19 protein-coding genes and 4 pseudogenes are annotated in these 19,534 nt (G+C 67.5%); 15 read left to right on the top strand and 8 right to left on the bottom strand.

Annotated elements, in window-relative coordinates; translation table 11 throughout:
- Positions 1-438: 438 nt before the first annotated feature.
- Entirely contained in the window at positions 439-585 is a 147-nt protein-coding gene (locus AC067Z_RS35560) for a hypothetical protein (protein WP_478793773.1), read from the bottom strand.
- A gap of 178 nt (positions 586-763) precedes the next feature.
- Between AC067Z_RS35560 and AC067Z_RS35555 the strand changes: the two genes are divergently transcribed.
- Both AC067Z_RS35555 and AC067Z_RS35550 read left to right on the top strand, forming a co-directional pair.
- Entirely contained in the window at positions 764-2,122 is a 1,359-nt protein-coding gene (locus AC067Z_RS35555; protein ID WP_478793772.1) for a winged helix-turn-helix domain-containing protein, read from the top strand.
- Between the two features lie 440 nt (positions 2,123-2,562).
- Entirely contained in the window at positions 2,563-3,393 is an 831-nt protein-coding gene (locus tag AC067Z_RS35550) for an IS5 family transposase (RefSeq protein ID WP_478793771.1), read from the top strand.
- Here the strand turns inward: AC067Z_RS35550 and AC067Z_RS35545 are convergent.
- Entirely contained in the window at positions 3,311-3,877 is a 567-nt protein-coding gene (locus AC067Z_RS35545; protein ID WP_478793770.1) for a hypothetical protein, read from the bottom strand. The two genes, AC067Z_RS35550 and AC067Z_RS35545, sit on opposite strands and share 83 nt — an antisense overlap.
- A 118-nt stretch (positions 3,878-3,995) precedes the next feature.
- Positions 3,996-4,631: a hypothetical protein gene (locus AC067Z_RS35540; RefSeq protein ID WP_478793769.1), complete on the bottom strand. Its 636-nt coding sequence runs from the start codon at positions 4,629-4,631 to the stop codon at positions 3,996-3,998.
- A gap of 436 nt (positions 4,632-5,067) precedes the next feature.
- Here AC067Z_RS35540 and AC067Z_RS35535 point away from each other — a divergent pair, with 436 nt between their 5' ends.
- From AC067Z_RS35535 to AC067Z_RS35515, 5 genes and pseudogenes are all read left to right on the top strand, one after another.
- Positions 5,068-5,517, top strand: a complete 450-nt coding sequence (locus AC067Z_RS35535; protein ID WP_478793768.1) for a hypothetical protein — start codon at positions 5,068-5,070, stop codon at positions 5,515-5,517.
- Positions 5,518-6,087: 570 nt separating this feature from the next.
- On the top strand, positions 6,088-6,429 hold the full coding sequence (locus AC067Z_RS35530; RefSeq protein ID WP_478793767.1) for a hypothetical protein: 342 nt from the start codon (positions 6,088-6,090) through the stop codon (positions 6,427-6,429).
- 450 nt (positions 6,430-6,879) lie between these two features.
- A pseudogene (locus AC067Z_RS35525) lies at positions 6,880-7,339 on the top strand (transposase family protein); the annotation flags it as partial.
- Between the two features lie 163 nt (positions 7,340-7,502).
- Entirely contained in the window at positions 7,503-8,486 is a 984-nt protein-coding gene (locus AC067Z_RS35520) for a BtrH N-terminal domain-containing protein (protein ID WP_478793766.1), read from the top strand.
- Between the two features lie 62 nt (positions 8,487-8,548).
- Positions 8,549-8,809, top strand: coding sequence for a hypothetical protein (locus AC067Z_RS35515; protein WP_478793802.1), 261 nt, complete (start codon positions 8,549-8,551; stop codon positions 8,807-8,809).
- Between the two features lie 407 nt (positions 8,810-9,216).
- Here the strand turns inward: AC067Z_RS35515 and AC067Z_RS35510 are convergent, their stop codons facing one another.
- The 3 genes and pseudogenes from AC067Z_RS35510 to AC067Z_RS35500 form a co-directional block, all read right to left on the bottom strand.
- Entirely contained in the window at positions 9,217-9,699 is a 483-nt protein-coding gene (locus tag AC067Z_RS35510) for a transposase (RefSeq protein WP_478793800.1), read from the bottom strand.
- Between the two features lie 32 nt (positions 9,700-9,731).
- A pseudogene (locus tag AC067Z_RS35505) lies at positions 9,732-11,389 on the bottom strand (ISAzo13 family transposase).
- 52 nt (positions 11,390-11,441) lie between these two features.
- Positions 11,442-11,761 (bottom strand): annotated as a pseudogene (locus AC067Z_RS35500) (transposase); the annotation flags it as partial.
- Positions 11,762-11,909: 148 nt separating this feature from the next.
- Here AC067Z_RS35500 and AC067Z_RS35495 point away from each other — a divergent pair.
- The 4 genes from AC067Z_RS35495 to AC067Z_RS35480 all read left to right on the top strand — a co-directional run bounded on the left by AC067Z_RS35495 (position 11,910) and on the right by AC067Z_RS35480 (position 14,822).
- Positions 11,910-12,314 (top strand): type II toxin-antitoxin system PemK/MazF family toxin, encoded by a 405-nt coding sequence (locus AC067Z_RS35495; RefSeq protein ID WP_478793765.1) that lies wholly within the window; start codon positions 11,910-11,912, stop codon positions 12,312-12,314.
- 224 nt (positions 12,315-12,538) lie between these two features.
- Positions 12,539-13,711, top strand: coding sequence for a hypothetical protein (locus AC067Z_RS35490; RefSeq protein ID WP_478793764.1), 1,173 nt, complete (start codon positions 12,539-12,541; stop codon positions 13,709-13,711).
- A gap of 24 nt (positions 13,712-13,735) precedes the next feature.
- Positions 13,736-14,281, top strand: a complete 546-nt coding sequence (locus AC067Z_RS35485) for a transposase (RefSeq protein ID WP_478793763.1) — start codon at positions 13,736-13,738, stop codon at positions 14,279-14,281.
- A gap of 316 nt (positions 14,282-14,597) precedes the next feature.
- Entirely contained in the window at positions 14,598-14,822 is a 225-nt protein-coding gene (locus AC067Z_RS35480) for a hypothetical protein (RefSeq protein ID WP_478793762.1), read from the top strand.
- A 96-nt stretch (positions 14,823-14,918) separates the two neighbouring features.
- Here the strand turns inward: AC067Z_RS35480 and AC067Z_RS35475 are convergent.
- Positions 14,919-15,105: pseudogene (locus AC067Z_RS35475) on the bottom strand (FtsK/SpoIIIE domain-containing protein); the annotation flags it as partial.
- 213 nt (positions 15,106-15,318) lie between these two features.
- Between AC067Z_RS35475 and AC067Z_RS35470 the strand changes: the two are divergent.
- Positions 15,319-15,936, top strand: a complete 618-nt coding sequence (locus tag AC067Z_RS35470) for a hypothetical protein (protein WP_478793761.1) — start codon at positions 15,319-15,321, stop codon at positions 15,934-15,936.
- Positions 15,937-16,767: 831 nt separating this feature from the next.
- Here the strand turns inward: AC067Z_RS35470 and AC067Z_RS35465 are convergent.
- Entirely contained in the window at positions 16,768-17,163 is a 396-nt protein-coding gene (locus tag AC067Z_RS35465; protein ID WP_478793760.1) for a DUF6223 family protein, read from the bottom strand.
- Between the two features lie 230 nt (positions 17,164-17,393).
- Between AC067Z_RS35465 and AC067Z_RS35460 the strand changes: the two genes are divergently transcribed.
- The 3 genes from AC067Z_RS35460 to AC067Z_RS35450 form a co-directional block, all read left to right on the top strand.
- Positions 17,394-18,521, top strand: a complete 1,128-nt coding sequence (locus AC067Z_RS35460) for a sensor histidine kinase (RefSeq protein ID WP_478793759.1) — start codon at positions 17,394-17,396, stop codon at positions 18,519-18,521.
- Positions 18,518-19,177 carry a response regulator gene (locus tag AC067Z_RS35455; protein ID WP_478793758.1) on the top strand — a complete coding sequence of 220 codons (660 nt, stop codon included), beginning with the start codon at positions 18,518-18,520 and terminating at the stop codon, positions 19,175-19,177. The genes AC067Z_RS35460 and AC067Z_RS35455 overlap by 4 nt, the downstream gene beginning before the upstream one ends.
- Before the next feature lie 95 nt (positions 19,178-19,272).
- A partial coding sequence (locus tag AC067Z_RS35450; RefSeq protein WP_478793757.1) for a hypothetical protein occupies positions 19,273-19,534 on the top strand: 262 nt, incomplete at its 3' end.

The raw sequence follows: 19,534 nt of genomic DNA, 5'->3' as shown, positions 1-19,534 counted from the left end.
CGCGTGACATGAGCAGCGCCAACGGACCAGAACACCTGAGACGACGAGCGAATGGGGCCAGATCACCTGAGACAGGTGCCAATTTGCGCAAGAAGGGATATCGCTGGGCTTTGTCCCTTGACAATGAAGTCAGCCGCTTGGTCAACGATTCCATCCGAGTGACGAGTCGCTTCCCATCCTCGGGGGCGGGAGGGGGCCTTTAAGTGCGTTGTGGCAAACCGGATCTCGTTCGAAGCCTGCGGTGCGGGTGATCATCACGCACTCAGAGTCGCCCCGTGAACAAAGCCATCCTTGCCCACGGCGGGGTCCTGTGGGATGGACCTGACCAGGCGGAGGAGCCGTTCCCCGGTGGGGCGTACCTCGGTGCGGGCCAGGGCGGACAGGTCGGTGGTGCGCAGGGCGGCGAAGCCGGCGCGGTGCCGCCCTTTCGCGCCATGGCTACTTCCCGAGCACGTCATGGAGGAGTGCCATGACAATCACCCCCACGCCGATGGCCACTCCCAGAGCGGGATGATGGAAGGCGACGTATGTGGTGAGTGCGCCCATGCCCAGCAGGATGAGCATGCGGGTGCTGATCTGGTCCATCGCGTCCTCCCGACGGTCGACTGCCCTTGCTGACCAGCGTCGACGGCGTCGACGGGTCGCGAACGAATGCTGATGAACACTCACAACCTTCGACACCCGCTGACAGAACGTGCCGACGGCCGCATCATGAGCCGTGAACGACCGCTGACAATCTCTGACAGTGCGAGGGAGTCGCCCGATGTCACGCTGGAAGGCGCCCGACCTGCCGGACGGTCCCCTGCGCGAGCTGAACCGAGCGCTCCAAGCGCTCCACGGCCGCGCCGGCTGGCCATCCTCCCGGGAGCTTCAGAAGGCGGTGGGCATCTTCAGCTACACGACGATCCACCAGGCCCTGACCAAACCGGTACTTCCTCGCTGGGGCGTCGTCGAGCTCCTCGTCGAGGAGTTGGCGAAGATGGCCGGCGGGCGTCGCCACCCCACCGACACCATCGAGCACTTCAAGGAGTTGTACGACCGGGCGTACGACGACGGCGAGGACGATGCCTCCGGGCCGCAGGCTCCCCCCGGCACACATGCCCCGTCGTCAGCGACGGCCGGGCCGCCGCCCCCTGCCGATCAGGTCGACGCGGTGACCAATCCGGCCGACGCGGTGACCACTCGGGTCGACGCAGTGACCAATTGGGTCGACGAGGTGACCAATTGGGCCGGATCCACGCCACAGGCCGACGGGAGCGGTGACAACGGACGGCGCGTAAGCGCGATGGCTATGGCGGAGCTGCGGCGTCGTATCACCGACGGCAGCTATCCGCTCGGCTTCACGCTTCCGCCGCAGCGCGCGCTGGCGGGCGAGTTGGGAGTCTCGCGCCTCACGGTGCAGCGGGTGCTCAAAGGTCTGGAGGCCGAGGGCTGGATCAGCTCGCGGCAAGGCAGCGGATCCCGTGTGATCAAGAACGGCCGGGGCGAGCGGACGACGAGCCCGGGGCGTTCCGGCCGCCCCGTCTCACTGGGCCCGTACATCGGTCGGGCCTTCGAGCAGGACGACGTGAGTCTCGACGTCTTCACCCTGACGTCGGAATCCCTGACCGCCCACATCCATCTGCAGGCGGAGCGCATCTACGCCGGGCAGATCAGCCCCCGGAGCATCACGGTGCGGGTGATGGTGCCCGACATGTCGCTCGTGTTCCCCTACTGGCGCTCGGCGTGGGACGACGCCCTCAAGGAGCGTGCCGCGGACATCGCACACCGTCATCTCACCATGCTGCACAACACGCTGAGCAACGTGTACACGTCGAAGTTCGTCCCCTCCGTGCTGTTCTCCGTCCGCCAGGTGCCTCTGGTGCCGTCCTTCAAGCTCTACCTGATCAACGAGGTGTTGGCCCTGCACGGGTTCTACGAGGTCGTCCAACGCCCCATCGACCTCAACGGGGAGACGGTCGAGGCCCTGGACGCTGGGGGCCTGGGCGCCGCGCTCACGCGCCACGTCGAGGACGACGACCCCCACTCACAAGGGTCGGTGTTCGTGGAGAGCGCCCGAAGCTGGTTCGAATCCGTCTGGGGTCGGCTCTCCGTTTCGGACACCAGGGGCTTCGCTTCGTAGCGCACGGGCCGTGACCCGCCGGGGTCGCGGCCCGTGTCCTCCCTTCGTGGGCGGTGGCCGCGACCGACCCTGGGCGGGCCGAGCGGATCGCCCGCGCCATCACCGGCCTGTTTTTGTCAGGGTTGAAGTGGTTCAGGCACGGATTTCGTGAAGCGGATCAGCTTCTTTGAGTGCGTTGTGGCTAACCGGATGTCGTTCGAGGTGTGCGGCGTGGGTGATCATCTGGACGGAGGTTCGGGTGCGGTCGCGGGCATGAGAGAACGGGCCCCTTGGAAGTGACGCGGTTACGACACCAGCACGACCAAGGAAGCCCGTTGCCCGATCAGTTGAGCAGCATCTCTGTGCATGCGTCCACCGCGGTCACCCCTGGGTGTGACTGCTACGTGCACCGGTTCGGTTCGCTCGCTCCGGGACGGCGGGCAGCCTGCTATCCCAGTGACATGACGGATGCGGAGTGGGCCGAGGTCCGCTCGGCGATGCCGGTGCCGGCGTGGCTGCTCAAGCGAGGCGGGCGTCCGGAGGCGTATTGCCACCGCGAGATACTCGACGCTGTGCGTTATCTGGTCGACAACGGTGTGAAGTGGACGGCCATGCCGGTCGACTTCCCGTACTGGCGGGCGGTCTACGACTTCTTCCGCCGCTGGCGGTCCTACGACTACGTGCGTGAGCTGTACGAACGCCTGCGACGTTCGGCGAGGGAACGCTCAGGCCACAATGCCGAGCCCAGTGCGGCAATCATCGACAGTCAGTCGGTGGACGCCTCCGAGACCGTCGGCGAGGACAGCCGCGGATACGACGGCGGCAAGTCACGTGACGGGCGCAAGCGTCACATCCTGACCGATACCGAGGGCCTGCTCCTGGAGGTCACCGTGACGACGGCCGATGTGCACGACTCCAAGGCCGCCCCCGCGCTGCTGGAGACGTTCATGGACCAGCCGGGCCGGCTGCTGAAGCTGGTGTGGGTCGACAGTGCCTACCAGGGGACGACGCTGGCGAAGGCGTTCGCCCGTCACGGAGTCCGGATCGAGGTCGTGCGCCGCTCCGACGGACAACGCGGATTTGTCGTACTGGCCCGCAGATGGGTCGTGGAGCGGACGCTGAGCTGGCTGGCCCGCTCACGCCGCCTCAACCGCGACCACGAACGCCGCCCCGACCACCACCAGCAGATGGTGTGGTGGGCCGCTGTGATCAGGCTGTCGAGGCGCCTGGCCGCAGACGCTCCGCGCTGGCCGGAGAAGCGCCCCGGCCGGCTGCCCCGGGCGCGGGCATGAACCGTCCGTCCTTCGCCCGCACCAGCCAGCCCCGCTTCTCCAGCACGTAGGCACGGTGACGGATCTTCTCCACCTCGTTCTTGATCTCCGCCTCCCGGCCCACCGCCCGCGTCAGCTCCACCCCGTTCACCGGCCCCGAAGCGGCCACCACCGCGGCGAACACCTCCCGATACAGGCCGCCGAGCACCTCTTCACTCATGCCCGACCGCCACACCGGCGGCCGCTCGCCATGCCCCACGCCGGAGCCGCTTGATCCCACGGCGGCAGCCATCTCACCACCAGAAGGCACAGAATCCGGCGTATTCACCGGGCTCTCCTCGGCCAGCACCGACACGAGTTCCTCACGCCCCACTCGGGCCCGCTCGACCCGCTCCCGCGCGGCATCCACCTCCGCCTGAGCCTGCTCCAGGACCTCCGTCCAGGACTGCAGATCCTGCCTCGCCCGCGCCTCACGCTGTTCCATTAACCCCAGCACCGACGGCATCGCACCCTCCTCGATCCACAACAAGCCGTCCGCTGCCTGCCCCTACCCCGCCGCGATCATGCCCCGCACACGACGAAGCCCCTGCTCATCGAACAGACACTCCCTTTGCCACAACGCACTAAGACCCAGCGGGTTGCTCTTTCGGGTGCCAGTCCGCCTCGGGCCAGTCGTATTCCACGAACTCGTCGGGAACCTGCCCGCAGGGGGCGTAGACGCTGATGAACAGAGTCGTGGTCGAGTCGTTCCACCGCACGTCGATCTGGTCGCCGCCTTGCGGGTTTTGGAATCGGAAGCCCAGCTGGCGGAAGGTTGCGCCTGAACGGTCGCCTTCGTGGGTGAGTTTCCACCCCTTCTGCACCAGCTGCTGGCGCACGCGCCGTTGCGCGTCTCGGGCGGTGGCTTCGGGGACGTCGGGCACGCTCCAATCGAGACCGAAGCTGCGGACATCGCTTCGTGCCTCGTCGATGTGGGCGATGCTCCTCAGCCCGCGGTAGTAACAGGCGCCGGTGCCGACTTTGCCCGAGCCCGCGGTGTACTTCTCGGGCAGCGCGAAGCCGTCGTGCACCTCGTCGGACCGGGCCTTGAGCCGTTGCGCGACCGCGTCGGGGTCGGCCGAAGGATACGGAGTGCCATTCCACACGACGTTCCCCGCCACCAAAGCAGCAAATAGCAGCGCCACCGTCACGAGCCCTGTGACGGCATACAGGACGGACCGCCCGGAGGCGCGGGCTCTGGATGCAAGGCTCTTGATCATGCGTGTGACGGTAGGCGTCAGCATTGGGCGACGCATGAGTAGCCGTACCCAGGAGAGTTCAGTTCGACGTCGCTCACGGCGCAGACGCGCAGTGCCGGGTCACACGACAGACATTCCGACAAACCCAAGCTGCCGCTGAGCCAGACGGCTTGGACACTCCATCCAGTCCGCGCAGGTCGTCGAAGGCGGCGACGGCGGGGGCGTGGTCGGACTCGGGGTACTTGATGCCGGTGGCGAAGGCGATGGAGTCGTCGTGGAGGGCCTCGTTGTGGATCTCTGCCCCCTGGGAGCGACACATGGCAGGCACGCCATCCCGTTGAAATCGAAAAGCGCCCGAACGTTTACCGTTCCGTGAACCTCGATAGGTAAGAGTCATTCACCCCATACCGTAGCGATTTGGGGCTTTGTCCCCACCAGGCCAGATGGGGTGAGATCCATGAAGAAGTCCCACCGTGAACAGTCCGCACCGGTAACCGAGTTCATCTGGGGTGACCACGCCGGCCGCGTACCTCAAGGATGGCCCGGCTCCGTCTCCCCGCCCGGGTCTGCCGATTTTCCACAGTCGGCCAGGGAGTGGCTCTTCTCGCTGGCCCCGGGCCGATGGCGATTCGAGCCGGTGCTGCACCGCTTCCCGCTGCTCCTGGCAAGAATGGTGCGGTTTCACCTCGAAGCTGGGGTCGCCGGCACAGCTGTCAACAACAAGGGTGCGCGTCAGGAGTTGGGAGGCACGGTGCCGGAGAGTGCCATTGATGACTTGATCGCCATTTGCAGCCAGGAGCATCTGCATATGAGGTCGTTTGCCCTGCAGGTGCTGTTGGTGGAGAGGGAACTGCGCTCGTGCAGCGCCGGCGGGCCACGTCCGCGGAGGCCACGAAAGAACACATGACCACCGGGCGCTGAGGACATGGAGCAGGCAGCGGGCCGGGGGCGGCGTACGTTTGCCTGCCCGCGGTGAGGGCGGCCGGGCTCCGGGTGTCGGGTGCCGTGTTCGGTGGGCTGTTTCGCGGGTCTGGGGCGGGGCAGGGCCGCGGGATGGTTGCTGGGCGGTTGGTCGCCGCCGTGCGCGCACAAGCGTGAGGACCGGCGACGGGTCGGCGAGTGGCCGGTGGCGGTGTTCAGGGCGAGCGGCCGCCGCCGCGCTGCATGTGCCGGTACGGGCGACGCCGATAGCGGCGGTGTCTTCGCGTACGGCCGGCTGCCGGCTGTGCCCGCCACCGTCGTCGAGGTCGGCGGGTGCCGCCCTGCGGTGTCACAGGAGGTGTGTCGGCTGGAGGGCTCGGGTTCCTTCGATGATGGCGTTCTCCAGGCAGCGGGGTTCCACGGCGTCCCCACCCGCTGAACGCCGTGCCGCGAGCCCAGCTCCGAGTACAGGCGGCTGTCCGGCGTGCGTCCGGGAGCCACCACGACCGCTCCCATCTTGGTCCGCCAGGGGCGAGCGCTCGTCGGACACAAGATCGTGAAGGATCAGATCCGGACATCCGGGCTGGTCGACGATCAACCGGGTGTGCGGCAGGATCCGGACAGCGTGGGCATCGAGCCGGCGCAGGTAAGCGGTCTGCTCGTGCCGGCGCAGCAGGTGCCCGGGAGTGGGTGCCTCGGTGACCAGGCAGACCGCGTGTCCGTGAGTGACGAGCACTTCTGCGGCGTCCAGTGCGGACCAGCCTCCGTCCCGGTCGAGGACCACGACGGCTCCGGTGAGGGGGGCCGGACGCGTGATCCTTCCTGGCCGAAGGACAAGGTCACCGGTCAGCCTCTGGAGTGGGTGCCCTCCGGTGGTACGTACGTGCCGCGCTCCTGACTCCGCCGCTTTGAACGCGGCCCCGGCTACACCGAACCGGCCGTGCGCCTGCGGGTCCCGCGATTCCCGCGTCAACTGCACCGTCTGAAGCAGCCGGACGAGGGCCATCGTTCCCACGATGGCCCTTGTCGCGCGTCCAGGGCGCCGCGCTGCGTAGCGAGTTGACGGCCCTGCCTGCGCACAACTCCCTCCGATGCGGGGCAGGTGGCTCGGCGCCGCCCTGTAAGGCTTCGAGACCGGTGGCGGCTCTGCTTGGAACGGCGCCGTCGGCTGAGTCGGCGGGTCTTGGCGCAGGCCCTCGGAACGAGACGGTTCCCCCCGGGCGGATCTCTCTCGGTCGCAGCTGGCGTTCCGGCTCAGCCCAGCTTGTGCCTGTGGTCGGGAAGGGTGCCTGACCTGCCTGTTCTTCTGCGCCCGTCAGGGCGTGAGCAGGTCGGCGATGATCTTGTTGTGGCTGGTGTGATCACGGCGTCGGAGCCCTCATGGATAATCCCGTTCACCGGGTTGAGCCTGCTGCAGTTTGGCAAGCTCATCACCGCTCTGCGTCGAGAGGGTGTGGACCCGGGTGCGCAAAGGACGGCCATGGGGCCTGCCGTTGGAGGACCGGGTGCTGCTGGTCGTCGCGTACTGGCGCACCAACCTGACATTGCGACAGCTGGCTCCACTGTTCGGGATCTCGAAGTCGGCTGCTGACCGCATCATCGACCACCTCGGGCCGGCGCTTGCGCTGCAGCCCCGCAAGCGCTTCCGCAAGGGCACCGTGTTGATCGTCGACGGCACTCTGGTCCCCACTCGCGATCACAGCATCGCCGAGCGGTCGAAGAACTACCGGTACTCCACCAACCACCAGGTCGTCATCGATACCGACACCCGACTTGTTGCCGTGGTCGGCCACCCGTTGCCGGGCAACCTCAGCCTCGCCGGCTGACGGAAACCAAGCTGGTCAACTGGCATGGCGTAGATCATTTACGGGACAGCGCTCAGGGCCTGTCCGGCGGGCCATGCCTCGCACGCGGTGGTCTGGCCCGCCCATCTACGGCTTGTCATCTGGTGAGGGAGGAAGAATGAGCGGCATGACCATGGTGAGAGACATCGATGTCCGCGGTATGCAGCACTGTGAGACGACGGCGCTGGGCGTGCTGCTGCGGCATGAGGGACTCGACTTGTCCGAGCCCATGCTGTTCGGGCTCGGCTCCGGGCTGTCCTTCATCTACTGGGACAGCAAAGGCATGGGCTTCCCCTTCCTGGGAGGCCGGGTCAAGCCGTTCGAGCTCACCAGGAGCCTGGCCGCCGTACTCGGGCTTGAGCTGCTGGTCGGGGAGACCACCTCTCCGCGCAAGGCATGGCAGAACGTGGCGGCACCCATCGACGCCGGTCGGCCGGTCGGCCTTCAGCTCGACAGCTACCACCTGGACTATTTCAGCACCAAGGTGCACTTCGGCGGGCACGTCGTGGCCATGTACGGCTACGACGAACAGGACGCCTACCTGGTGGACACCGACCCGCAAGGCGGAGCCGTCTCGACCAGCCTCGCGGGCCTGGCCAGGGCCAGGGCCGAGCGCGGCCCCATGACCGCCAAGCACCGCTCCTTCACCATCACGGCTCCCAGCAGCCCGACGTCACCGCAGGACCGGATCATCCCCGCGATCAAGACCTGCGCCGACGCCTTCCTGAACCCGCCCATCGCGAATCTGGGCCACCGGGGCATCGAGAAGACCGCCAAGCAAGTGCCGAAGTGGCTGCAGCGCAGCGACAATCCGCGGGAGGACCTGCCACGGGCCGCCGTCCTCATGGAGAGGGCCGGCACCGGCGGCGCCCTGTTCCGCAATCTCTACCGGGACTTCCTCGCCGAGTGTGCCCAGCTGATCGACAGCAGCCACCTGCGCACTGGCCACAGCCTGTATACCGAGGCCGCCACCCTCTGGACACAGGTGGCCGCACTCGTCGCGGCGGCAGGCGAATCCGGCGACGCGAAGAACCTCATGCAGGCCGGATCCATCCTCCACGAGCTCTCGCGCATCGAACGCGATGCGATGCAGGCACTCAGCATGCTCTAGGGAGCCTGTCCGTCGGGTCATGTGCGGAGCCGGAGTCGGATCGAGGCAACGGTGACGGTGCCATGGAAGACGTAGGCGCGCTCGTCGAACCTCTTGGCCACGGCGTCACCGGCGGCCGGGAGAGCAGCCCCGGCTGGAGCGAGGAGCAGGAGCAGGCGGTGAAGCGGCTGCGGATGGAGTGCACCGACCTGTCCATCCGGATCATCGCCCACCCGTACTGGCAGACGCTGGACGGCGAGGAGCGGGTCAAGGCCCGCAGCGTGCTCAAGGCCGAGACGCGGCCGTCAACGGTGCCGGCGGTCGCCGTCGACACCGCCGCCTGACCGCAGAACTGACGGGACAACCGTGTCGGATCTGCCGCCTGATCTACCCCGGCTGCTCACCCTGGAGACGTGGCTCGTCATGAACGGGCGCTGGATCTCGTTACAGGTGAGGGGGATCAGTCCGCTGGGGCTGGTCCCGTGGTCTGCTGGGGCCTGCTCGCGGCGTTCGAGGGTCATGGTGACGGCGAGGAAGGCGTGGGCGAGCAGTGCGAGGGTGACCCAGCGGTACCAGGAGTCCCAGCGTCGCACCTGATGGTCGTCAAGGTCCGCCAGTCCCTTGGAACTTTGGAACATCTCCTCCACTGTCCAGCGACTGCCTGCGACCGTGACCAGGGTGCTGAGCGGGACGGGGCGGGGCGAATAGCAGCGGTAGTAGGCCAGCTCCCCGGTGGTGCGGTTGCGGCGGATCAGCAGGTGCTGGTGTCCGGCCGGCTGGCCTGTGGTGATGGCGACCAGCGCCCAGTCGTACCAGCGGTGGCCCTTCGCGCCGCGTCCGGCGGACAGCTTCTGCCAGGCGTGGCGCGGTATCTTCCTGGCCAGGTGGTCGGCGCGCTGCGGGCCGGCCGGGGTGGGATGCGGTTGGCGCACGAGACCGCGAGCACGTAGCCCAGTTCGCGTGTCTCCAGGGCGGCTCGAAGTTTCGGGTTGTCGCCGTAGACCTCGTCGCCGGCTGCCCATACGGCCGGGGTCCCGGCGTCGAGGGCGCGTTCGATCATCTGCTGGGCGAGCTGCGGCTTGGTGGCGAAGCCCACCTCGTCCGGGACGGCGGCCTGCTCGCGGCGTTCGATGTCGCCGGTCCAGGACTTGGGCAGGTACAGGGCGCGGTCGATACTCGCGTGCCCGTGCCGGGAGGTGTAGGTGAGGTAGACGGCGACCTGGGAGTTCTCGATCCTGCCGGGGCCCGTATTTCAATAACTGTCAATCATGGGTTTCCGCGAGGGTCGTTCGGGCGTGTAGCTGTGCCAATGTGCGGGCGGGCGATCCGGGTATCGGCGTGACGAGGATTCCGTGCAGGTCCAGGAGCCGTTTTCCATCCTGGTACTGAATGGACAGGTTGGTGCGGTTGACGCCCAGTAATTGGGCCAGGAACGTCATGGTCACTGCTCTGCGGCGGCGCAGGATTGCTGCCAGGAGCCGGTGGGTGTGGTCCACGCTGCTGGTCTGCGGGTGGCGGTAGCTGCGCGGACGGTGGAAGCGTCGCTGGAATGCCGCCTCGGCCATGGCGTCCCAGAAAGGTTCCGAGACTGCCACCAAAGCGTCGAAAGCGCTGCGTGACATGCCGGTCAGGGCTGGTTCGGTGAGCATCAGGGTCAGGGCCGGATCGGTCCGGCGAGTGCTTGCCGACGCGTCGGGCGTGCGCGGTGGCACGGGAGGCAGTGTGTAGTTCCAGTCGCCGTGGAAGGCGTTGGGTGTGATCGGAAGGGCGTGGAACTCGGCGGGTGTGACGCTGATGCCGAGGTCGTAGCTTCCTGTGTCCAGTTCGGCCCCAATGGTCAGGCCGGTCTTGGTTGTTGTGGCGGCGATGGTCTCGAGGACCACTTGGTAGCTGGTCAGCGGTCGTCCCCGCCAGTTCGCGGCGATGTGGCAGAACATCCGGTGCTCGATCTTGTTCCACTTCGAAGTCCCCGGCGGCAGGTGACAGACCGTGATCTCCAGGCCGCTCTCTCGTGCGAAGGCGGCCAGGTTGCTCTTCCAGGTCCAGCGGCGGGGGTCGTTGGAGCCGCCGGAGTCGGCGGTGATCAGGAGCCGGCCGGCATTCGGGTGGTCCGCCCGTCCGCGGTGCTGCCACCAGCGGCGGATGGACTCCACCGCGAACTGGGCGGTGTCGTGGTCGGTTCCGACGTTGACCCACCCGGTGTTGTTGGCGACGTCGTAGATCCCGTAGGGGATCGCCATGGGCTGGTCGTTGGTGGTGAACGTGTGGCAGTCCACCTTGATCGCGTTCTTGCCCGGCCGCCAGGTGCGACCGGGCCGGTCACGGTTGCCGAGCCATTCCTTGGCCTTGGTGTCGACGCTGATCACTGGCTGGGCGTCGTTGAGGAACTCGGTGGCGGTGGCATTGAGGTGGGTGAACTGGGCATCCCGGTCCGGATGGCTGATGCCCTCTGTTGTCTTCGCGGTTCCCTGCAGGCTGTAGCCCAGGGTGTGCAGCAGGTATCCGACGGTTGAAGCGCTGATCGGGTGGCCCTGTGTCGTGAGGGTCGAGGCCAGAGCCCGTAACGACAACGTGGTCCATCGCAGCGGAGAGACGGGGTCGCCTCGAGTGTGCGGCTCGATCAGCGACTCCAGCGCGGGCAGTAGACCGGAGTCGGTGTCTGTCAGCCGCTTGCGGCCGGCGCCTGGAGCCCGGACCCGTCGGGTCGGCGAGGAGCAACCCGCCAGCTCGGCAATACCTCGCGCGATGGTGGCGGTGCTGGTGCCGGAGGCGGCTGCGACCCGGACGATCCCGCCGTGCCCGAGGGCCGTCGCCTCACTGGCCAGGTACAACCGGCGGCGACGCTCATCGAAGTGAGGCAGGATCTGATCGAACTTAGCTCGCAGAGCACGGGTGGCAGCGCGGCCTGACAGACACGGAGTCATATCTCAGACTCCCACCAACACCCCTCTACCGAGCACTTATTGAAATACGGGCCCCGGCGGTTCCGGTGTACTGGCGTTGGACGCCAACAGTGTGCGTGCCCTTCTTCAGGTCGCCGGTCTCGTCCATCACGAGCACGGCCTGCTTGTCCGCCAGATGCTCCAGCACGTAGCCGCGCAGGGCGTCGCGGACCAGGTCGGCGTCCCACTTGGCCCGCCGGAGCAGGTGCTGCAGCCCGTCCGGGGTGGTGTCTCCGATTGCTCGGCTATGGTCCAGCAGTTCTTGCGCGGCAGGTCCGACAGCAGCCCCAGCACCAAGCCTCTGATCCGGCGCCGGGGTTCAACCCGCGCGAAGCGGCCCGCGATCCGCTGCATCAGGCCCTCGAATGACTCCTGCCACCGGGCACGGTCTACGCTGTGACCTGCGGCCACCGCATGATCTTCAGTCTTCACACACCGATGATCAACGGTGGCCGCACCCGTTTTCACAGCGCCCTCACCGCAGATCGTGCCAGGAGGACATATGGAACGCGGCGAAGTCTGGTGGGTCGAGTTCGATGAGCGACGGCCGGTCGTGCTGCTGCCGGGAGACGAGGCGTCCGGGTTCCGGGCGATGCAGGTCGTCGCTCCGGCGGGCGTCGACATCAGCGATCTGGGTGTCGAAGTGGCCGTGGGCGCCACGGAAGGACTGCCCTTCGAAGGCGTGCTGCGGTTCGCGTTCCCGCGTCCAGGCTTCACCCCTTGCACGTGGCTGACCACCGTGTCCCGTGACGACCTGGTCGAACGGGCAGGCGTGCTGTCCTCCGTGAAGCTCAGCGAGATTGAGGACGCCCTCCGTGTTGCTGAACGGCCGAAGGAGTGGACCGTGACGGCAGCCGCGAAGCTCAGCGAGATGAAGGATGCCCTCCGCCTCGGTGGACTGGAGTAAGCGGGCAAGGCCTCAGCCGGTGGGCAGCCGATCCTTCTCCGACGACCTCGCACTGGCAATCGGTGTCGACACCGGGGCGGGGCTCACGGCGTCCGGTAGGTGCGATCGCAAGGCGGAGGCACTGGACGTGCAACCGTTCGGGATCGGCAAGAGTCTAGCGACCGAAGGGCTGTTCTCCTGGAAGACACCGTCCGTTTGCCCGCGTCCCGACAGAGGTTTTCTCCATGCCGATGCCCCAACACAACCGTCGCGCCTCCCGTGCCGCTGTCGCCGCCCTCGGCGCTGCCGGCCTGATCGCGCTGGCCGCGGCTCCCGCCGCCTTCGGCGATGAAACCGCACCCGAATTGGTCATTGGAGGCATCGAGCCGATCGACGGGGTGAAACCGGGGAGCAGCTTCGATCTGCCGGTCACCGTGGCGAACAAGGGCACCGGGGCCGCCGAGAAGGTGTGGGTCTCCTACTCCGTCACCCGGGGACTCGACTTCGCGGAGGTTCCCTCCAACTGCCGAGCACAGCAGGTCCCGTCCTACGACGAGATGCCCGAGAGATGGATCGCGGTGTGCGCGTTCGACCAGGCGGTGGAGCCGGGCGTCGTCTACATGCCCGAGAAGCCTCTCCGTGTCAAGGCACTGGAGCGCGCGCTCAACGACGAGCTGCGCGTGCGTGTCGGGGACGTCGATCCCGGGGCGGACGAGAACGGCACTCCGCCGGTGGCGGGAACCGCACCGGCGGTGAAACTGGTCGAGGGACAGGCCGGGGACGAGGGGTCCGCGCCATTTGTCGATGTGCCCGTCACCTCCGTCAACACGGCCGACTACCAGGTGACGGGTGCCGCGTTGAAGGGGAGCGTCGGTGACACGGTGACGATGAAGGTGAAGTTCACCAACGCCGGGCCCGCCTGGGTGCTGACCAAGGAGGGGGACCGGCTCGTCAGGGTCATGATCACGCCTCCCGCCGGAACGTCGGTCGTCAAGCCCCACGGGTTCTGCGAGGCAAAGGGTGAGGCGTACGCCTGCGGCACCAGTCAGCGGTCGGTCAATGAGGGCGGCCGAGAGACCTACACCTTCGAGCTGAAGATCGACAAGCGGGTGGCGGACGCCAAGGGCTCGGTGGCGCTGAGCACCGAAGCGCGGCCGTTCGACCCCAACAAGGCCAATGACAAGGCCGACATCACGCTGGACGTCACGGGTGGGGGGTCGACCGGCTCGACGGGCAGCTCGACCAATGGCTCGGACGGCGGGTCGTCGTCGACCGGCGACGACGGGACGACGACGAACGGCGGCAACCTGGCTGACACCGGATCCTCGACGCTGCCGATCACGGGCGCGGCTGCCGCGGCGGTGGTCACGGGTGCGGGCACGCTCCTCATCGTGCGCCGCCGCCGGGCCAGAGCCTGAGCTGACGACTGTCCGACGCGAGCGGTGGTACCCGCCCCGGCCTCTGGTCCGGGACCTCCGCGCTGCATTGGTTGGTGGCGCCTCAGGCGGTTCCGGGGTTCCGAGCCGGCTTGTTCAAGTCCGGGCGTATTTCCGCCAGGTCGTGCTGGTCGACGAGCCCTCCCTGATCGAGGTATTCGGCGACCGTCGACGACCAGGCTTGCGAGAGACTCCTCCTCCTCGATCGCCATCGTTGGTTCGGGTGTAAGCCAGGGGAGCGAACGCTCCCGGCTGATCAACCGGCCGTGCCCGGACGCCCGACCGGACGGACGCAAAAGCTTCTCCTGGAAGGACTACTGCGACCTGATCCAGACCGCCCACCAGCAGCTCGGTGGCCCGATCGTGCTGGTCTGGGACAACTTGAACACCCACCTGACGGCCGGGATGCGCCGCTACATCGCCGAACCGGACTGGCTCACCGTCTACCAACTCCCGTGCTACGCACCGGATCTCAACCCGGTCGAGGGCATCTGGTCGGTACTGCGGCGCACCGCCACGGCCAACCGTGCTTTGCCGACCCGCAAGACCTGATCACTGTCGTCCGGCGAGGCTTACGCCAACTCCAGTGATCGCCACGACGTTCTCGACGGCTGCCTCGCCGGAACGGGACTGGCGCCCGCATCACCCTGAGGACATCACGCATGCAAGGTCAGTAGTGCTCCGGTACTCCGGCGGCGCTTGACTCGGTCATTCAGGTCAGTCGTAAGGTCAGCACGTGCCATATGAGCGCGAAGCCACGGGCTCTCCTGACTGGGCCTACAACTTGGCGGATCGCACAGGCCCGCTCGGGATGGACCAGCCGGAGGAAATAGACGCGGCTCTTGAGCGTGAGGAGCCTCATGTCGGAGTGGCAGTGATCGGCCTTATCCTCAATCACCCCGACCCCGGGGTCATCCTTCCCCGGATCGCCCGCGCCCTGCGCTCGGACTCGGAAGAGCTGCGCCGGCAGGGCACGGTCGTGCTCGCGCACGTTGCACGTCTTCGCCACACGGTCGATGCCGAGTGCCTGGCCCTTTCAGCAGCGGATACAGCAACCGCAGTGACCGCAGTCGACCAACAACGCCCGTACTGAGCCGAGCGGCCAGCTCAGCAGACCTGAGCGACCGCCTCGCCCATAGTTCGCATCTAGAGAGTCAGTCCGTGCCACAGACGTGTCAGATGGAGCGGGGACTGAAGCCATGCGATCCACCAGGACGTCGAGCAGGTCGGCGGCATCATCAGCGTTGTCGGCAAGCGCCGAGAAACGCGTCGGGCGGGTGGGTGAGCTCTACTCCTTCCTTGCAGTCGATGCCGACCAGGGCGACGTCGAGGGCGGCGAGTTCCTTGACCAACTGGTGCTGGTAGACGGACTTCCCGTCGCGTGGTCACAGGGGCGCTCTGAGCCCGTAGCGCATGGGGAATTGACACCTGGGCCATCCGGAGCACGGCCTGGCTGTTCCCATCTTTAACTATGCGAAATTCAACGGCAGTCATTCGGTCAGCTCAATAGAAGTGGTAGGGATCAGTCGGCCGCAAAGAATGGAACGGTACCTCGGGAGACTCCGGACCCATCGACTAGGGAGCGTTTCATGCAAGCTCAATACAGAGCCGTATCGCCTCTGCGCCGTTCGCGGTGGACGACGCGGCTGGGACTGGTAGCGGGCACCTCGCTGGCTGCAACGGCGCTGGTTGGGACGCTGGGTGCCGTGCCGGCAGCAGCTCAGGGCCTGAGCGCCGAACCTGCCGCGGCCTTTGTGTCCACCGAATCGGAAGCCCTTCACGCGACGGACCCTGAGCCTGGCAAGGACAAGGACAAAGACAAGGACAAGGACAGGCCGGGCGACGGTGACGGCGACGGTGGCGGGTGCTTCGAGATCGACACCGTCCGCCAGGAAGCAGCCGGCGGCGGAGCGTTCTACGCGGCGACAAGTGGTGGAGTTGCCTATGTCGGTGACGAGCTCAGCCCCCTCGGAATCATCGACTGGGATGACCTTTCCGATGAGGGAGGAGACGTACCTGACGGGGCCTGCGGGGTCTCCATTGACGTCGGCCCCACCGGTCAGGGCAGTGACATTGTCATCGACGTGATCACCACATCCGGGACCGTGCACACCATCACCTGCGATCGCACGGGTTCGGTGATCACCAGCTGCGGCACGTGGGTGGAGCGCGACGAGCCAACGCCCGGAGCCACGCCGGAACCGTGAACGGACAGCCACAGCGTCCCACCTAGGCTGAGACAAACTTGATTCCCTCGGGGACGTGAGTGGTTCCAGGAGTGTTCGCACCGCGTTCACTCCGGCTCGTTCGATGTGCCTGGCCTCGGCGACGGCCGCGTGCCAGATCCGTGCCAGATCGAGCGGTCAATCACGGTCACTCTGAGCCCGTGGCGGCTCAGACGAATGTCGGCACAGTCGCACGGTGGCCTACAGGTCGACCAGCGAGGACACATCCGCGTGCGCTGCCAGGCTTACAAAGCAGATGTCGGCGGTTCGAAACCGCCCGCGCCCGCCAGCCAAGACGCCACCGTCCGCGCCCACCAGCCAAGACGCCCCCGCAGCGAAGCGCTGCGGGGGCGTTGACGGTAAGTCTTGACGGCAGTCTCTCAGGCTCAGTGACAGCAGCGGGCTGAGTGAGTAGAAAAGGCCGGCACGGGGCTGGGGCGGTCGGCTCCACGGCTTCTGGCAGCCACCATGGGGCGAGCCTCGAAGATCGGGGCCCACATCGGGTTTTAGCGGGCAGGTCAGGGAGACTGCCCGAGTCGCGGGAATCTTACGGGCCGCGATCTCTCGCCCCATGGCAACTCCCACCCAAAGCCGCTTCACTGACCTCGTGTTCAACGTCCGCGCGCCGATCAGCCTGCGCCGTTTGATGAGCAGCAGTCGCAGCCAAAGCGGCAGCCGCACGCGTCCCGCGTCTGATCGGGCAGTGCGGTCGTGACCGGCGTCGCGCAGCAGCCCATGCCCTGCCATTGCACTCGGGGGCCTGCTGGTTGGAAACGACCCAGCCGGCCCGTCAGAGAGGTCCGGGAGTACTTATCAGGTGGACCGGAACTTCCGCTCATGTTCGAAGCCGTCGGCGGTCCGCTCGCTGCGTCGGGAGCGGGTGAGAGCGCGCTGGCCGAGGGCCATGGCGATCAGCCCCAACGGGATGGCCCCGATGGCTCCCACGATTCCGTTGCCGGTGCCGGGACCACCACTGGAGGTGGTCACATGCAGCACCGCGAGGGCCGTGCCGACCAGCCCCATCGCCATGGCCGACAGGGCGGATGTGCGCGCGTTGCCTGTGCCGATCCGGCCGGCGAGGCGGGCCAGGGCCAGCCATCCGATGGTCACGCCGATCAGTCCCACCCCGAGGGCCAGGTTGGCCCCGGTCCGCCCGTCGCCGATGACTCCGCCCTCGGCGGCCATCATCAAGGTATCTGTCGCGCTCATGCCGCTCTCCTCCTTCGTGCGTGGCAAATTTCGAGATTTCGCTGTGACTTAAGCGTGCTGCCGATTGCACTGCCGGTCGTCCGGCGGATGCAGTCATTTCGGACTGCCGCCGATGCCGCAGCCCGGCACTGCGGATGCGGTAGGCGTCGGGCAAGTACCGCGGGTGCGGTAGCCGGCCGCTCGTCCGCGGGCGGGACTCGCCCGCACCGGCGTCCGGCTAGGGTGCGCGCATGGACACAGGGCGTTTTCGTGTCCCGGCCGGTGCCGTGGACTGGGCGATTGCCGTCGGCGTGGCGGCACTGCTGCTGGGAACCGGGCTGTCGGGGCAGCACTCGGCCGGGGAACGCGAGCTGTTCGGCGCCGTGCTGCTGGCTGCGGGCGGTCTGACGCTGGTCGCGCGTCGTAGGTCTCCGATTGCCGTGCTGGCTGTCACCGGCCTGTGCGCGGTGGGGTACGAGGCGGCGGGTTTTGAGGTGCTCGCTGTCCCGTATCTGGTCGCGGTGTACGGCGCCGTGCGGGCCGGGCACCGTGCCCTGACGGTGGCGGTATCCGTGTCTCTCCTCGTCGTCCTCCCTCTCACAGCCCTGGTCTTCCGTGACGGGCCGGCGCGCGAGGCGTTCGCGCAGGCCCGGAACGTACTGGAAATCGCCTGGCTGATCGCCGCCTTTGCCGCCGGGGAGGCGCTGCGGCAGGCCGAGCGGCGGGCGGACGAAGCCGAGCGCACCCGGGAGGAGACCGCGCGGCGCCGCGCCGACGAGGAGCGGCTGCACATCGCGCGGGAGCTGCACGATTCCCTCACCCACCAGATTTCGATCATCAAGGTGCAGTCCGAGGTCGCCGTCCACGTAGCCCGCAGGCGCGGCGAGCAGGTGCCCGAGACCCTGCTGGCGATCCAGACGGCCGGACGGGAGGCAACCCGGGAGCTGCGCGCGACACTGGAAGCCCTGCGCGACGACGACACGAGCCCGCCGCAGAGCCTCGAGCACGTACCGGAACTGGTGGAGCGCGCCAGATCGATGGGCTTGGACGCGAGGCTGACGATCGAAGGGCAACGGCATGACGTACCGGCCGCAGTGGGCCGGACCGCCTACCGCATCGTCCAGGAGGCGCTGACCAACACTGCCCGGCACGCCGGCGCCACCACCGCGACGGTCCGGATCGAATACCGCCCCGACGCGCTGTCCATCCAGGTCGACGACGACGGCAAGGCCACCCCCGATGACGCCCCGGCACCCGGCCTCGGACTGCTCGGCATGCGCGAACGCGTCACCGCTCTCGGTGGCCGGCTGCGCGCCGAACCGCGCACCGAACACGGCTTCACCGTCCAGGCCGAACTCCCCGTGGAACGAGCATCATGATCCGTGTCCTGCTGGTCGACGACCAACCGCTCATTCGCAGCGGCTTCCGCGCGCTGCTCGACCTCGAAGACGACATCGAGGTGGTGGCCGAAGCCGCCGATGGCGAAGAGGGTTTGGCGCTCATCAAGAAGCATCTGCCCGATGTCGCGCTCATCGACATCCAGATGCCGGTCATGGACGGCATCGAGGCGACCCGGCGCATCGCCGCGGACCCCGCCCTGGCCGGCGTGCACGTCGTCATGCTGACCAACTACGGCATGGACGAGTATGTCTACGAAGCGCTGCGCGCCGGCGCCGCCGGGTTCCTGGTCAAGGACATCGTGCCGGAGGACCTCCTGCACGCCGTCCGAGTCGCCTCCCGCGGCGATGCCTTGCTCGCCCCCTCCATCACCCGCAAACTGATCCACCGGTACCTCACCCAGCCGCTCCCCATCACCGGTGCCGCACTTACGGAGCTGACCAGCCGCGAACGCGAAGCGGTCGCCCTGGCCGCACAGGGCCTGTCCAACGACCAGATCGCCGACCGCATGGTGATCAGCCCGATGACCGCCAAGACCCACATCAACCGGGCGATGACCAAACTCCACGCCCGCGACCGTGCCCAACTTGTGGTCCTCGCCTACGAGTCCGGCCTGGTCACCCCGCGTAACCGCTGACATCCGGGCAGCGGTGCTGCCGACTTCCCGGCGGCGGAGGCGGCTGATGACCGGCCGGCGAGGCTACGATCCCGAACCCCCCGCAGCGCGCCGCGGTGACCGTGTCCCGGAACGGGCGGGACGAGATCCTCGGCCTGGCGCACAGCGATCACGACCTGATCGTCTTCCTCGCCCGGGCGGGGCTGCTGGACCCCGAGATCATCCTCGATGACCCGCACTGGGTCGAGCGCGGCGGCCGCGCCCACGAGTTGGGAGGCCGCTTAGAAGCCATCTCATTTGGTGAGTCTGCGGTAGCAGATGAGGGTGCAGGCGATGCTGGTGAAGGCGAGGAAGTGGTCCGCTTTACGTTCGTAGCGT

Source organism: Streptomyces sp. NPDC043812 (assembly GCF_056436245.1).
This window is presented reverse-complemented; position numbering and strand designations above follow the sequence as displayed.